This is a genomic window from Antrihabitans stalactiti (genome assembly GCF_012932915.1).
Lineage (GTDB): Bacteria > Actinomycetota > Actinomycetes > Mycobacteriales > Mycobacteriaceae > Antrihabitans > Antrihabitans stalactiti.
Map to the genome: position 1 here is coordinate 394557 of NZ_VCQU01000004.1, position 13582 is coordinate 408138.

Genomic DNA, 13582 nt, shown 5'->3' on the forward strand with positions numbered 1-13582 from the left:
AAAGGTCAACGGGCGTGACTAAGACACCCCCAGCCGCGTTGCACATGGGATCCGGCGAGCCGGTTCTGCTTCTGCAACCGTTCTTGCTCTCGGCACACGCTTGGCGACGGACCGCAGAGTTTCTCGCAGAGTCCCACGAAGTGTTCGTTCCCACATTTGCCGGCCATTGGGGCGGTCCGAGCATCGACAGCTGGAAGGTCGACGTGCCCACGCTGGCCGACGTCGTCGAAGCTCAACTCGACGAACTGGGCTGGGAGACCTGCCACATCGTCGGAAATTCGCTCGGCGGCTGGGTCGCATTCGAATTGGAGCAACGCGGTCGGGCACGGACGGTCACGGCCGTGGCTCCCGCGGGCGGTTGGCACCGGCACTCGCTACCGAAGTTCGAGGTGGGGCTCAAGTTCCTTTCTTTGGCACCGCTGATCGGCCTCGGCAACCGCCTGGGCAATCTGGTAGCCGAGAACAAGCTCATCCAGCGCGCGGTGCTCCCCTTGGTCAGCAAGAACACCAAGGCAGTGAGTAGTGACGACGCTGCGGACTTGATTCGTGCGGGCACCCACTGTGCCGCGTATTTGCCGGTCATCTGGAGCGGAATCAGCCGCGGCGGCATCCATGACCTCAGCGAGATCGAAACACCGGTCCGGCTGGTGTTGTGCGAGAACGATCGGATCGTGCCGATCAGCCGTTTCGCAGGCCGATTCGTCGACGAACTGCCGGCCCACGCTGACCGGATTACGTTGCGCGACATCGGTCATTGCCCGCAACTGGAAGATCCTGCGCTCATCGCGCAGCTGATCGGCGAGCATGTGGCCAGCTACCAGCCGGTCCGCAAGGCGGTCTAGCCCAGCGCTTTCGCCAGGTTCTCGTCGAGTGCACCGAGGAATTCTTCGGTGGTGAGGTAGCTCTGATCGCCGCCGACGAGTAGCGCCAGATCCTTCGTCATCTGGCCACCCTCGACCGTCTGGATGACGACATCTTCGAGTGCCTGCGCGAAACCGATGACGTCGGGAGTGTTGTCGAGCTTGCCACGGTGTTCGAGCCCACGGGTCCACGCGAAGATCGACGCGATCGGGTTCGTCGATGTGGGCTTGCCCTGCTGATGTTGCCGGTAATGACGGGTGACCGTGCCGTGCGCCGCCTCGGCCTCACAGGTCTTGCCGTCCGGCGTGAGCAGCACCGACGTCATGAGTCCAAGCGAGCCGAAACCTTGTGCGACCGTGTCGGATTGAACGTCGCCGTCGTAGTTCTTACACGCCCAGACGTAGCCGCCCTCCCACTTCATCGATGAGGCGACCATGTCGTCGATCAGACGATGCTCGTAGGTGAGTCCCGCGGCGTCGTACTCGGCCTTGAATTCGGCTTCGAAGATCTCCTGGAAGGTGTCTTTGAACATGCCGTCGTAAGCCTTGAGGATGGTGTTCTTCGTCGACAGATACACCGGATAGTTCGTCTGCAGACCATAATTCAGCGATGCCCGCGCGAAGTCGATGATCGACGATTTGAAGTTGTACATGCCGAGGACGACGCCGCCGTCTTCCGGCAACTTCACGACCTCGTGCACGATCGGTTCGCTTCCGTTCTCAGGCGTGAAGGTCAGCGTGACGGTGCCGGCTTCGAAGATCTTGAAGTCGGTGGCGCGGTACTGGTCGCCGAAGGCGTGCCGACCGATGATGATCGGTTTGGTCCAACCCGGAACCAGCCGAGGTACGTTGGAAATGATGATGGGGGCGCGAAAGATGGTGCCGCCCAGGATGTTACGGATGGTGCCGTTCGGTGAGCGCCACATTTTCTTGAGACCGAACTCTTCGACGCGAGCTTCGTCGGGAGTGATCGTTGCGCATTTGACGCCGACACCGTGCTTCTTGATGGCATTCGCTGCCTCGATGGTGACCTGATCGTCGGTGGCGTCGCGGTGTTCGATACCCAAGTCGTAATACTCGAGATTCACGTCCAGATAAGGGTGGATCAGCTTGTCTTTGATGAACTGCCAGATGATCCGCGTCATCTCGTCGCCGTCGAGTTCGACGACCGTACCTTCGACTTTGATCTTCGACATAGGTACTCCGTGTCCTCCACCTTGTGAGTGCGCTTGCGGACGTGCGCACTCATGCTAAGCACGACGCGCGTACGGCTACCTGTGAGGGTAGCCGCACGCGCGGGTGGATGGACGGGGGTACTAGTCGGCGACCTTGACCAGCTCCGGCTCGCCTGGTGCCAGCAATTCCCGAGAGGGTTTGATGGTGAATGCGACGACGATCACCGACAGCAGGAAGAAGAGCGCGCCCCAGTAGAAGGCCACGTCGTAGCTGTGGATCGCCGCCTTGGCAGGCAGGTCCGACACCGTCGCGTTGTTGGCGTAGAAGCGTTCCGCCACCTGGACCGAAATCGTTGTCAGCAGCGCGGTTCCGATCGATCCGCCGACCTGCTGCGCGGCGTTGAGCAAGGCGCTCGCGACCCCGGTGTCTTTCTCGGCTACGCCGTGCAATGCGGTGGTCTGCATGGCGACGAAAACGGGGCCCATGCCGAGTGCCATCAGGATCTGAGCGGGCAGCACGACCGATGCGTAGCTGTCGCCGAAGCTGAGCTGCGCGAGGTAGAGCAGGCCGATGAAACCGAGCCCCGCCCCGACCAACATCAGCGGCCGCGGACCGAACCGCGGTAGCAGCTGGCTCGACAATCCCGCCGAGATGATGATGCCTGCAGGGAACGGCAGGAATGCGACGCCGGCCTGGAGCGGCGTGTACCCCAGCGTGTTCTGGAAGTAGAAGCTGAGGAACAGGAACATCGCGAACATTGCAATCGGCATCAACAGCGCGACCAAGTACGAGCCGCCGCGATTGATCTCGCCCGGAATATGCAGCGGCAGAAGCGGATGCTCGGCGCGCTGCTCTATCGCGACGAACACACCGAGCAGCACGATGCCGACGGTGAACAGCGCAAGCGTGCTCGCGGCGGCCCAGCCATCTTCGGCAGCCCTACTGAAGCCGTACACGATGCCGATCAAACCTGCGGTCGCCGTAATTGCGCCGGGTAGATCGTAATTCCCGAGCCGCGGTAGCGGAATGTCCTTGCGCACGAACACAATCGTTCCGATTGCCGCGATGATCGCGATCGGCGTGTTCACCAGCAAGCACCAGCGCCACGATGCGTACTCCGTCAGCGCGCCACCGGCGATGAGACCGATCGCTGCGCCACCGCCCGAGATACCCGCGAAGACCGCAAAGGCTCGCGCACGCTCGTGCGCTTCGGTGAAGGTGACAGACACCAGCGACAGAGCCGCGGGGGCCAGCAATGCAGCGAATGCGCCTTGTAGCGCGCGGCCGGCGAACAGCTCAGCACCGTTTTGCGCAAAGCCGGCCAAGGCCGATGCGGCAGCGAATCCGCCCAACCCGATCAGGAAGATGCGCCTACGCCCTAGGTAGTCGGCAAGCCGGCCACCGAGCAGCAGTAGTCCACCGAAAATCAAGGTGTACGCGGTGAGAACCCACTGGCGGTTGCTGTCGCTGATGCCAAGGTCGACCTGAGCGTATGGCAGCGAGATCGTCACGATGGTGGCGTCGAGCACGACCATCAGCTGCGCGATCGCTATGACGCCAAGTGCCCACCATCGACGTGAATCGTTGCCCCCCAATAATCTCGAGTCCTTCGTTGCCTCTTCGCTATCCGTTTCCAACATGGTGACTCCTCTGTGGCTCGAACCAAGAACGAAAGCGTCTGTGACGATAGTGGCACCCTCCGACAATTGGCGTCAAGAGAAATCTGTCTGAGACTGACATTTGTCCAGAACTGTCGAATTCCGAGCAGAAGCGAGTACTATTGGCAACATGGCAACGGTCGAGATGGGCAATGGCGCCCCCGCAATATGCGGCTTGCGTCAGCGCAAGAAGGAGCGGACGCGTACCCAGATCATCGAGGCAGCGCTGGATCTGTGCGAAAAGCAAGGGTTCGACAAGACGACCGTCGAACAGATCGCGAGCCTGGCAGATGTGTCACCGCGCACCGTCAATCGCTACTTCGCGACGAAGGAAGACATCGTCCTCGGACTGATAGACGACTTCCTTGCCGAGTCGGTGGACATCCTGAGGAGCCTGCCCCGGGACGGCGACGAGATCCGCGCCCTGCGCGACAGCTACATCGGACTCGTGGACCGCATCGTCACGACCGGCGAGCCGATCTCCTTCGAACGGTTCCAGCAGATGCAGCGCGTGGTGAAGGAAACGCCGTCGGTCAGCGCACGCAGCCGCGAACTCGGCGAGTTCAAGAACAACGTGCTGGGCGCGACAATTGCCGAGCGCATGGGCGTTCGGCCCGACGACTTGTCGGTGCGAGTCGTCATGGCGACGTGGAGTGCCATCGCGCACGTCGCGATGGACGATTGCGAAGCCCTCACCGGAGAAGAGTGCCGCGACAGTATGACGAAGGCGTACGACGCCTTTCGGGCCACCTGCGTCACGCGATAGCCGGATTTTCGTCTACTCGACGCACTGGTTAAGATGTCGTCCAGGTCTCGAGTATCAGCGGTAAGCCCCGGCTCGCTGGTCGGCAACCCTCCTCCGCGGTGGGGTGCCCCGGGTGATGACCGGGCTCTACTCGTGGTGAGAGGGCAAGCGCGCACCGTAGGAGGTTCCCAATGTGTTGTTGTAGCGGATAGGCCCCAACCCAATTCCCTAGCACCCACATCTTTTTGGAGTTCTCATGAGTGACCCTGCTGTGTCCGAAAACGGAGTGCCCGAATGGTCTTTCGAGACCAAGCAGATTCACGTAGGTCAAGTTCCTGACGGAACCACCAACGCCCGCGCGCTGCCGATCTACCAGACCACGTCGTACACGTTCAACAACACCGACCACGCGGCCGCACTGTTCGGCCTCGCCGAGCCCGGCAACATCTATACCCGCATCATGAACCCCACGCAGGACGCCGTCGAGCAGCGAATCGCCGCGCTCGAAGGTGGCGTTGCCGCGCTCCTGCTCTCCTCGGGTCAGGCGGCCGAAACGCTCGCGATCCTGAACATCGCGGAGTCCGGCGACCACATCGTTTCCAGCCCGCGCCTGTACGGCGGCACGTACAACCTCTTCCACTACTCCCTTCCCAAGCTGGGCATCACTGTTTCGTTCGTCGACGATCCCGACGACCTCGAACAGTGGAAAGCGGCCATCCAGCCGAACACGAAGGCCTTCTTCGGCGAGACGATCTCGAACCCGAAGAACGACATCTTCGACATTCCCGGTGTCTCCGCGGTAGCCCACGCCGCCGGAATTCCGCTCATCGTGGACAACACGGTCGCGACGCCGTACCTCATCCAGCCGCTCGCCCACGGTGCCGACATCGTCGTCCACTCGGCGACCAAGTACCTCGGCGGTCATGGCACGGCGATCGCAGGCGTGATCGTCGACGGCGGCACGTTCGACTGGACGCAGGGCCGCTTCCCCGGCTTCACGACGCCCGACCCGAGCTACCACGGAGTCGTCTTCGCCGACCTCGGCGCTCCTGCATTCGCATTGAAGGCTCGCGTCCAGCTGCTGCGCGACCTCGGTCCGGCCATCTCGCCGTTCAACGCCTTCCTCATCAGCCAGGGTATCGAGACGTTGAGCCTGCGGATCGAGCGGCACGTATCGAACGCCAAGGCTGTCGCAGCGTTCCTCGAAGCACATCCGAATGTCACCTCGGTCGCGTACGCGGGCCTGCCCTCGTCGCCGTGGTACGAGCGCGGTCAGCAGTTGGCACCCAAGGGCGCGGGCGCGATCGTCGCGTTCGAGATCGTCGGCGGTGTCGATGCAGGTAAGCGGTTCGTCGACGCTCTGACCCTGCACAGCCACGTCGCTAACATCGGTGACGTGCGCTCCCTCGTCATCCACCCGGCGTCGACCACCCACTCGCAGCTGACCCCCGAAGAGCAGCTCGCGTCAGGTGTCACGCCTGGCCTGGTCCGCTTGGCGGTCGGCATCGAGGGAATCGACGACATCCTGGCCGACTTGAAGGTCGGATTTGCGGCGGCCGCATCTTGACCGTGAGCCGAGCGCACACAGCCCGTCCGGAAGCGGCATTCCCGCCTCCGGACGGGCAGCTCGGCGTCATCGCAGTCGGTGACCTCACGCTCGAGAGTGGCGCGGTCATTCCCGACGTCGAGATCGCTGTCCAACGATGGGGCGAGCCGTCACCGAACCTCGACAACATCGTCCTCGTCGAACACGCATTGACCGGCGATTCCCATGTCTCGGGTCCGCCGGACGACATTCACAAGCTGCCGGGTTGGTGGAACGGGATGGTCGGTCCCGGCCGGCCGCTCGATACCGACGAGTGGTGCATCGTGGCCACCAATGTGCTCGGCGGCTGCAAAGGCACCACCGGCCCGAGCTCGGTTGCGCCAGACGGAAAGCCTTGGGGCTCCCGGTTTCCCGAGATTTCGATCCGCGATCAAGTCACTGCCGAACGTGCGCTGGCAGACGCGCTGGGCATCGAACGCCTCGCCGCCGTCGTCGGCGGTTCGATGGGCGGTATGCGGGTGCTCGAATGGATCGTCGGCGACCCGGACCGCGTCAGGGCAGCCTTGGTACTCGCCGTCGGTGCACGCGCGACAGCCGACCAAATCGGCACGCAGACTACGCAAATCGCCGCGATTCAAGCAGATCCGAATTGGCAAGGCGGCGATTACCACGGCACCGGACGGGCGCCCTACGTCGGTCTGGGAATCGCGCGACGCATCGCGCACCTGACCTATCGCACCGAGTTCGAGCTCGACAACCGGTTCTTCAACGACGCCCAGGGCAGCGAAAATCCCTGGTCCGGTGGGCGTTACGCCGTCGAGAGCTACCTGGAACATCAAGCGGACAAGCTCGTCTCGCGGTTCGACGCAGCCACTTATGTGCTGTTGACCGAGGCCATGAACCGACACGACGTCGGCCGTGGGCGCGGTGGTATCGCGGCCGCCCTGGCCGCGACGCCGGTGCCGTGCATTGTCGGCGGCGTCGATTCCGACCGGCTCTATCCGCTACGGACCCAGCAAGAAATCGCCGACCTGCTGCCAGGCTGCGCCGGGCTGGAGATCCTGCATTCGAAAGACGGGCACGACGGCTTCCTCACCGAGGCTACCGCCGTCGGCAAACTGCTGGTCGAGACGTTGGAGCTAGCCCGTTCCCAGCGGATCGATCGATAGTCCGAGGCCGACGATGGCCGCACCGATCGCGAACAATGCGCCCACGTCGAACCACTTCCCTCGGACCGCAAGCAGGCCGACCTGATCCTCTGGGAGGAACAACCGGAACCCGCCTGCAAGCAGCGTGGCCACGCCGAACACGATCGCTCCACGGCGCCAGCGTTCGGACAGCACGAGCATCACCGCGACCACGATCACCGCAACGACGATCACCATCGGCGCGTGGCACCGTGCGTACTTCGTGACTGCGGCCGTGTTCACTCCCGTTCGGCCCGCTCGACGACGTTGGAGATCAGGAACGCCCGAGTCAACGGACCTACGCCGCCCGGATTCGGCGACAGGTAGCCCGCGACCGACGCGACGTCGGGAGCGAGGTCGCCCACGCGGCCATCGGGCCCGCGAGCGGCACCCACATCGACCACTGCGGCACCCGGCTTGATCATGTCCGCAGTGATCAGTCCGGGCACTCCTGCCGCAGCAACGACGATGTCTGCTCGGCGCACTTCGGCAGCGAGATCCTTTGTGCCGGTGTGGCAGAGCGTGACCGTCGCGTTCTCCGTGCGCCGGGTGAGCAGCAGCCCGAGCGGCCGGCCGACCGTCGAACCACGCCCGACGATCACGACATTCGCCCCAGCGATCGGCACGTCGAAACGGCGCAGCAAGGCAAGAACACCCTGCGGTGTACACGGCAGCGCAGCGGCCTTACCGAGCACCAGCCTGCCCAGGTTGACCGGGTGCAGTCCGTCCGCGTCCTTGTCCGGATCGATGCGCTCGAGCACCTCGTACTCGTCGAGGTGTTTGGGCAGCGGGAGCTGCACCAAGTAGCCCGTGCACGCTGGGTCGGCATTGAGCTCGTCGATCGCGTCGTTCAGCTGCGCCTGACTCGCATCCGCAGGCAAGTCACGACGAATCGAGTTGATCCCAACCTTTGCGCAGTCGCTGTGCTTGAGCCGCACGTAGGTCGCCGAGCCGGGATCGTCGCCGACGAGGACAGTCCCCAGCCCGGGCGTGATGCCGCGTTCTCGCAGCAGCGTGACCCGTTTGGTCAGGTCTTCGAAGATTTCGTTCCGGGTCGCCTTGCCATCCAGGAGAATCACGCGACCATTCTTTCAGCTCAGTTCCACTTTGAGCCCATTGGCCCGCGCATACGCCGCGGCTTGTGCGAGTTCGATGTGCGCACCCGTCAGTTTGGCCGTCGTCCACAGCTGCGCGTCGATGTGCGCCCCTCGCAGATCGGCGTGCTCCAACCGCAATCCTGTCGTCCGCGCGCCAAGGAGGTCCACCGAGTTCAGCGACGCGCCGCGAAGGTCAGCCTGCACCAGAATCGCCTCCCTGAACCGACAGTCGCTGAGGTCGACCTTCTGGAGGTCCGCACCGCCGAGCGATGCGAGCGAGAAGTCGACCGATACCAGCTCGATCGGCCGTAATCGGCACCGCGTGAAGACCGAACCGAGCATCGTCGAGTGTTTGAAACTACTGTGCCACAACGTCGTTCCGCTGAACGTGCACGATCGGAACGCCGAAGCGACATGCCGCGTCTGGCTCATGTCGGCTCCGGTGAAATCGCACTCGCTGAAGACCACACGCTGGGTATGCAGCCCAGCCAGGTCGGCTTCGCGGAACGAGCATTTGGTGTAGTGCCGGTCGACCCACCGCGAGTCGGCCAGCTGCGCCTCGGAGTAGTCCTCCCCGACGAATTCTTCGAAGTTGGCGGCAGACATTTCTCCATTGTCCGCCTCTGACACCCTTAACGCGTGTTCCGACTGATGTTTCACGAGCCCCGTATCCCACCCAACACCGGCAATGCGATCCGTTTGGTCGCCGGAACAGGGTGTGAGCTGCACCTCGTCGGCCCGTTGGGCTTCGACATGTCCGAGCCGAAGCTCCGCCGAGCGGGACTCGACTACCACGACCTGGCGTCGGTCACCGTGCACCCAGACCTCCCCTCTGCTTGGCACGCACTCGAGCCGGACCGGGTGTTCGCCTTCACCGCGCACGCCAGCACTTCGTACGCCGACATCGCCTATCGCGCGGGTGACGTGCTCCTCTTCGGCCCGGAACCGACTGGGCTGTCCGACGAGGTGCTCGCCGACCCACACATCACCGCGCAACTACGCATCCCGATGCTGCCTGGCCGGCGGTCGCTGAATTTGGCCAACGCCGCCGCCGTGGCCCTCTACGAAGCCTGGCGGCAGAACGACTTTCAGGACGGGGTCTGACTAGATCCTCGCCGGCGGACCGCGCGGAATCCGAACCACGCGACGCCACCGATCACGCCGAAGAACGCCAGCCACGGAATTGCCTTGCCCACGAACACGACTGCGTCGGCTAACGCATCCACCAGTGAGTTCCAGCCGGACACGATGCCGTCCCAGAAGTTGGACGGGCCCGGATCGGGGTTCGGCGGCGTCACGTCTTCGGTGGTGAATTGAATGGTGAGCGTAGACAAGTCGATCTGATCGTCGAGTCGCCGCTTCTGTGCAGTCAGGCTGTCGAGATCGGCCTGCCTGCTCGATAGTGCATTCTCTGCCTCCAGCAGGTCGGCCGTGTTGGCAGCACCGGCGATCAACGCGCGGAGGCGATCGACCGAGGTCTGCAGCGCTTTGATGCGGGCGTCGAGATCCTCGACCTGCATCGTCACGTCGCTCTTGCTGATCGTGATGTTGGTGACGCGACCCAGTTGTTGCAGCTCCTCGATCAGCTGGTCCGTCTTGGCCGATGGCACCCGCACGGTCAACGACGCGCTCGGCGTCGTGTTGTCGGTGCCAGGCTGCTCGGTCCGGTCGTCGATGCGACCTTGCAAAGCTTCGACCTTGCTGATCGCCTTGTGTGCGGAATCGATCGGATCCTTCGCCGTGATGTAGACGCTTCCGGTGGTGATCTCCTTCCGCTCCGTTGCGTCCGTATCCCCCGGCGGCGTGTTGCTCTGCGTCTCCATGCTCCGCGGCGCCGGAGCCGCCGGTGCGATCGCAGGAGACGCGACCGAATCGGACTTTGGCTCGGAGGTGGACTTGGAGTCGTCGCCACAGCCGGCGACCAAGAATGAAACCGCGACAAACATCACGAATAGGATCCGCTTCATGTCCCGAGGTTAGCCGAATCATCGAAAGTCCCTGGACTTTGCCGTAATTCGCAAATCCATTCGTTGCAATCGGTCCGCGACCACCGTGACCGCCCCTTCGGCGTTCTGCACCTTGCCCCGGATCAGCAACGCCGGAGCAGTCTGAGCGAGCCTGCGATATTTTGCCCACAACCCCACCGAACACACGACGTTGACCATCCCCGTCTCGTCTTCGAGATTGATGAACGTCACCCCTGCAGCCGTAGCCGGACGTTGCCGATGGGTCACCGCTCCCCCGACCAACACGCGATCGCCGTCGGGTATCTGCAAGAGCCGATCTGCCGTGACCACGCCCAGCGCGTCAAGCTGCGGCCGAAGGAATTCCGTCGGGTACGCGCCGGGCGAAACCCCGGTTGCCCAGACATCGGCTGCCGACAACTCGACATCGCTCATACCTGGCAGTGCGGGAGCCTTGGTGGATGCGCCGAGGCCTGGCAGCCGATCCGGCCGTTCCCCTGCCGCAGCTCCGGCGGCCCACAACGCTTCTCGGCGGGTGATGCCGAAGCACCCGAGCGCGCCACCCGTCGCGAGCGATTCCGCCTGCGCGACGGAGAGTTCGACTCGCCCGGTCAGATCGAGAAACGAGGTATAGGGCTGGCCAGCCACAATTCGTTCCGCCAATTCCGTCCCGATATGCCGGACATCTCCGAGCCCCAGCCGGACCTGCAATCCCTGTTGTTCGAGCGTCGCGTCGGCCCGGCTCGCGTTCACGTCCGGGCCTGACACGACGACGCCGTGCCTGCGCGCATCGGCAACCAGAGATTGTGGGGAATAGAACCCCATCGGTTGCGCCCGAAGAAGTCCCGCGCAGAACGCCGCCGGATGGTGCAGCTTGAACCATGACGAGTAGAACACCAACGAGGCGAAACTTTGCGAATGACTTTCGGGGAAGCCGAAATTCGCGAAGGCGTAGAGCTTTTCGTAGATGCGGTCCGCGACATCGTCAGGAATGCCATGCAACTCGCGCATCCCTTGATAGAGCCTGTCTTTGAGGCGTTCCATCCGTTCGGGCGACCGTTTGGATCCCATCGCACGGCGAAGCTGGTCGGCCTCCGCCGCCGAAAATCCCGCAACATCGATCGCCATCTGCATCAGCTGCTCCTGGAAGAGCGGAACACCTTTGGTCCGGCGCAACGAGTTCTCCAACGAAGGATGGTCGTAGGTGACCGGCTCCAATCCGTTGTGGCGTCGGATGTACGGGTGCACCGACCCGCCCTGGATGGGCCCCGGCCTGATCAGCGCGACCTCGACGACCAAGTCGTAGAACGTGCGTGGCTTCAGCCGCGGCAACGTAGCCATCTGTGCTCGAGACTCGACCTGGAACACGCCGACCGAATCGGCGCGCTGCAGCATTTCGTAGACCGCAGCTTCGGTCAGGTCCAGCTGCGAGAGGTCGACCTCGATTCCCTTGTGCTCGGCAACCATGTCGATCATGTAGTGCAGCGCCGAGAGCATGCCGAGCCCGAGCATGTCGAACTTCACCAATCCGACTGCGGCACAATCATCTTTGTCCCACTGCAACACACTTCGGTTGGGCATTCGCGCCCATTCGACGGGGCATACGTCTGCAATCGGCCGGTCACAGATCACCATGCCGCCGGAGTGGATGCCCATGTGCCGGGGAAAGCCCTCGATCTGCTCGGCGAGTTCGAGGACCGCCACCGGGATGTCGGTTCCGACTTCTTTACCGATACCGCTCCAGCGGTTCACCTGCTTGCTCCACGCATCCTGCTGACCTTGCGAAAACCCCAGTGCGCGAGCCATATCCCGGACCGACGACTTGCCCCGGTAGGTGATCACGTTCGCCACCTGAGCCGCGTAGGCGCGTCCGTACTTGTTGTAGACGTGCTGGATCGCTTCCTCGCGACGATCGGATTCGATGTCGACATCGATATCCGGCGGCCCGTCTCGTTCGGGCGAGAGGAACCGTTCGAAAAGCAACTCGTTCCCGACCGGGTCGACGTTGGTGATCCCGATCGCGTAACACACCGCGGAATTCGCGGCCGATCCCCTTCCCTGACAAAGGATGTCGTTGGCCTTGCAGAAGGACACGATGTCGTGCACAACCAGGAAGTACCCCGGAAAACCCAGCTCCTCGATGATTCTCAGCTCGTGTTCGATCTGGTCGTATGCCTTCGGCTTGTCGGACGGCTCGCCGTATCTGCGTCGAGCACCCGACATGGCGAGTTCGCGCAGCCAACTGTTCTCCGTGTATCCGGCTGGTACGTCGAACGGCGGTAGCTTCGGCGCGATCAGGCGCAGGTCGAACGAGCATTCCAGACCGAGCTCGGCCGCATTGCGGACCGCATCCGGATGTTGCGCGAACAGTTGCGCCATCTCCGCCCCGGACCGCAGATGGGCGCCACCGGTCGGCGCCAACCAGCCCGCAGCCTCGTCCAAACTCTGCCGCGCCCGGACTGCGGCCATTGCCATCGCCAGCCTGCGACCGCGCGGATGCGCGAAATGCGCTCCGGTAGTTGCGATCACCCGCAACCCGAATTGCCCGGCAAGCTCTGCCAGCCGCGCATTGCGCTCGTCGTCTTCGGGTATTCCGTGATGGGTGAGTTCGACAACAACTCGATCATGACCGAACCGATCGACCAGATCCCCCAACGCAGCAGCTGCCGCACCCGGACCGCCGGACTCGAGCGCTCTGCGGACGTGACCCTTTCGGCAGCCCGTCAGGATCTGCCAATGCCCGCCTGCAGCCTCGGTGAGTGCGTCGTAGTCGTAGCGAAGAATGCCCTTCTCGCCGCCGGCAAGGTGAGCTGCGGCGATCGCCCGTGACAGCCGCCGATATCCTTCCTGTCCCCTCGCGAGCACGAGCAGATGCGTGCCGTCGGGATCGGGTGCTCCGGTGCGGGAATCGGTTGAATCCAAGGATAATTCGGAGCCGAAGACGGTCCGCATGCCCAATTCCTTTGCCGCCTCGGCGAAGCGCACGATGCCGTAGAACCCGTCGTGATCGGTGATCGCTATCGCTTCGAGCCCCAGCCGCACTGCCTCCTCGACCAACTCCTCCGGATGGCTCGCACCATCGAGGAAGCTGTAGGCAGAGTGGGCATGCAATTCCGCATACGGAACGCTCGGCCCGACAGGTTCGATCGCCCCGGCTTGATAGGGACCCCGCTTACGCGACCAGGCAGGACTATCCCCACCGTCGCCCGGATACATCGCCTCCGGATTGGTGCGTCCTGGCCTGCCCGACAGCACACGCTCCAACTCGGACCACGTTGGCGGCCCATGATCCCAGCCCATTACGCAGCCTCGATCCCGGCCCATAAGGCCAGTTCGGAGGCGGTGATCA

At 63.4% G+C, this 13582-nt stretch carries 12 protein-coding genes and 1 riboswitch; of the genes, 5 read left to right on the plus strand and 7 right to left on the minus strand.

The features are described 5' to 3' along the window. Positions 1–14: 14 nt before the first annotated feature. Positions 15–842, plus strand: a complete 828-nt coding sequence (locus tag FGL95_RS14220) for an alpha/beta fold hydrolase (RefSeq protein WP_338079856.1) — start codon at positions 15–17, stop codon at positions 840–842. Here the strand turns inward: FGL95_RS14220 and FGL95_RS14225 are convergent. Together FGL95_RS14225 and FGL95_RS14230 are read right to left on the minus strand one after the other, a co-directional pair. Then, complete coding sequence (locus FGL95_RS14225) at positions 839–2056, minus strand: NADP-dependent isocitrate dehydrogenase (protein WP_169587802.1); 1218 nt, start codon at positions 2054–2056, stop codon at positions 839–841. The genes FGL95_RS14220 and FGL95_RS14225 overlap by 4 nt on opposite strands. Positions 2057–2176: 120 nt before the next feature. Further along, positions 2177–3676 (minus strand): MFS transporter, encoded by a 1500-nt coding sequence (locus FGL95_RS14230; RefSeq protein ID WP_169587804.1) that lies wholly within the window; start codon positions 3674–3676, stop codon positions 2177–2179. Between the two features lie 148 nt (positions 3677–3824). On the opposite strand from FGL95_RS14230, the gene FGL95_RS14235 reads away from it, so the two are divergent. The 3 genes from FGL95_RS14235 to metX all read left to right on the plus strand — a co-directional run bounded on the left by FGL95_RS14235 (position 3825) and on the right by metX (position 7154). Continuing rightward, on the plus strand, positions 3825–4460 hold the full coding sequence (locus FGL95_RS14235) for a TetR/AcrR family transcriptional regulator (protein ID WP_169587806.1): 636 nt from the start codon (positions 3825–3827) through the stop codon (positions 4458–4460). Positions 4461–4503: 43 nt separating this feature from the next. After that, a riboswitch (SAM riboswitch) is annotated at positions 4504–4616 on the plus strand. A 79-nt stretch (positions 4617–4695) separates the two neighbouring features. Beyond that, positions 4696–6006 (plus strand): bifunctional o-acetylhomoserine/o-acetylserine sulfhydrylase, encoded by a 1311-nt coding sequence (locus FGL95_RS14240; protein ID WP_169587808.1) that lies wholly within the window; start codon positions 4696–4698, stop codon positions 6004–6006. Then, positions 6003–7154 carry a homoserine O-acetyltransferase MetX gene (gene metX, locus FGL95_RS14245; RefSeq protein WP_206071846.1) on the plus strand — a complete coding sequence of 384 codons (1152 nt, stop codon included), beginning with the start codon at positions 6003–6005 and terminating at the stop codon, positions 7152–7154. The genes FGL95_RS14240 and metX overlap by 4 nt, the downstream gene beginning before the upstream one ends. Here metX and FGL95_RS14250 read toward each other — a convergent pair. Genes FGL95_RS14250 through FGL95_RS14260 form a run of 3 tightly spaced genes read right to left on the minus strand, consistent with a single transcriptional unit; the run spans position 7125 to position 8875 of the window. Continuing rightward, entirely contained in the window at positions 7125–7370 is a 246-nt protein-coding gene (locus FGL95_RS14250; RefSeq protein ID WP_169588219.1) for a DUF3017 domain-containing protein, read from the minus strand. The two genes, metX and FGL95_RS14250, sit on opposite strands and share 30 nt — an antisense overlap. A 41-nt stretch (positions 7371–7411) precedes the next feature. Further along, on the minus strand, positions 7412–8251 hold the full coding sequence (locus tag FGL95_RS14255; protein WP_169587812.1) for a bifunctional methylenetetrahydrofolate dehydrogenase/methenyltetrahydrofolate cyclohydrolase: 840 nt from the start codon (positions 8249–8251) through the stop codon (positions 7412–7414). 12 nt (positions 8252–8263) lie between these two features. Continuing rightward, complete coding sequence (locus FGL95_RS14260; RefSeq protein ID WP_169587814.1) at positions 8264–8875, minus strand: pentapeptide repeat-containing protein; 612 nt, start codon at positions 8873–8875, stop codon at positions 8264–8266. A gap of 33 nt (positions 8876–8908) precedes the next feature. Here FGL95_RS14260 and FGL95_RS14265 point away from each other — a divergent pair, with 33 nt between their 5' ends. Next, the gene (locus FGL95_RS14265; RefSeq protein ID WP_169587816.1) at positions 8909–9373 is read left to right on the plus strand and encodes a TrmH family RNA methyltransferase; all 465 of its coding nucleotides are present in this window, start codon (positions 8909–8911) and stop codon (positions 9371–9373) included. On the opposite strand, the gene FGL95_RS14270 is transcribed toward FGL95_RS14265, so the two are convergent. Together FGL95_RS14270 and FGL95_RS14275 are read right to left on the minus strand one after the other, a co-directional pair. Beyond that, positions 9358–10236: a DUF4349 domain-containing protein gene (locus tag FGL95_RS14270; protein WP_240962986.1), complete on the minus strand. Its 879-nt coding sequence runs from the start codon at positions 10234–10236 to the stop codon at positions 9358–9360. The two genes, FGL95_RS14265 and FGL95_RS14270, sit on opposite strands and share 16 nt — an antisense overlap. Before the next feature lie 18 nt (positions 10237–10254). Beyond that, the gene (locus FGL95_RS14275; RefSeq protein WP_169587818.1) at positions 10255–13533 is read right to left on the minus strand and encodes an error-prone DNA polymerase; all 3279 of its coding nucleotides are present in this window, start codon (positions 13531–13533) and stop codon (positions 10255–10257) included. Positions 13534–13582 lie beyond the last annotated feature (49 nt).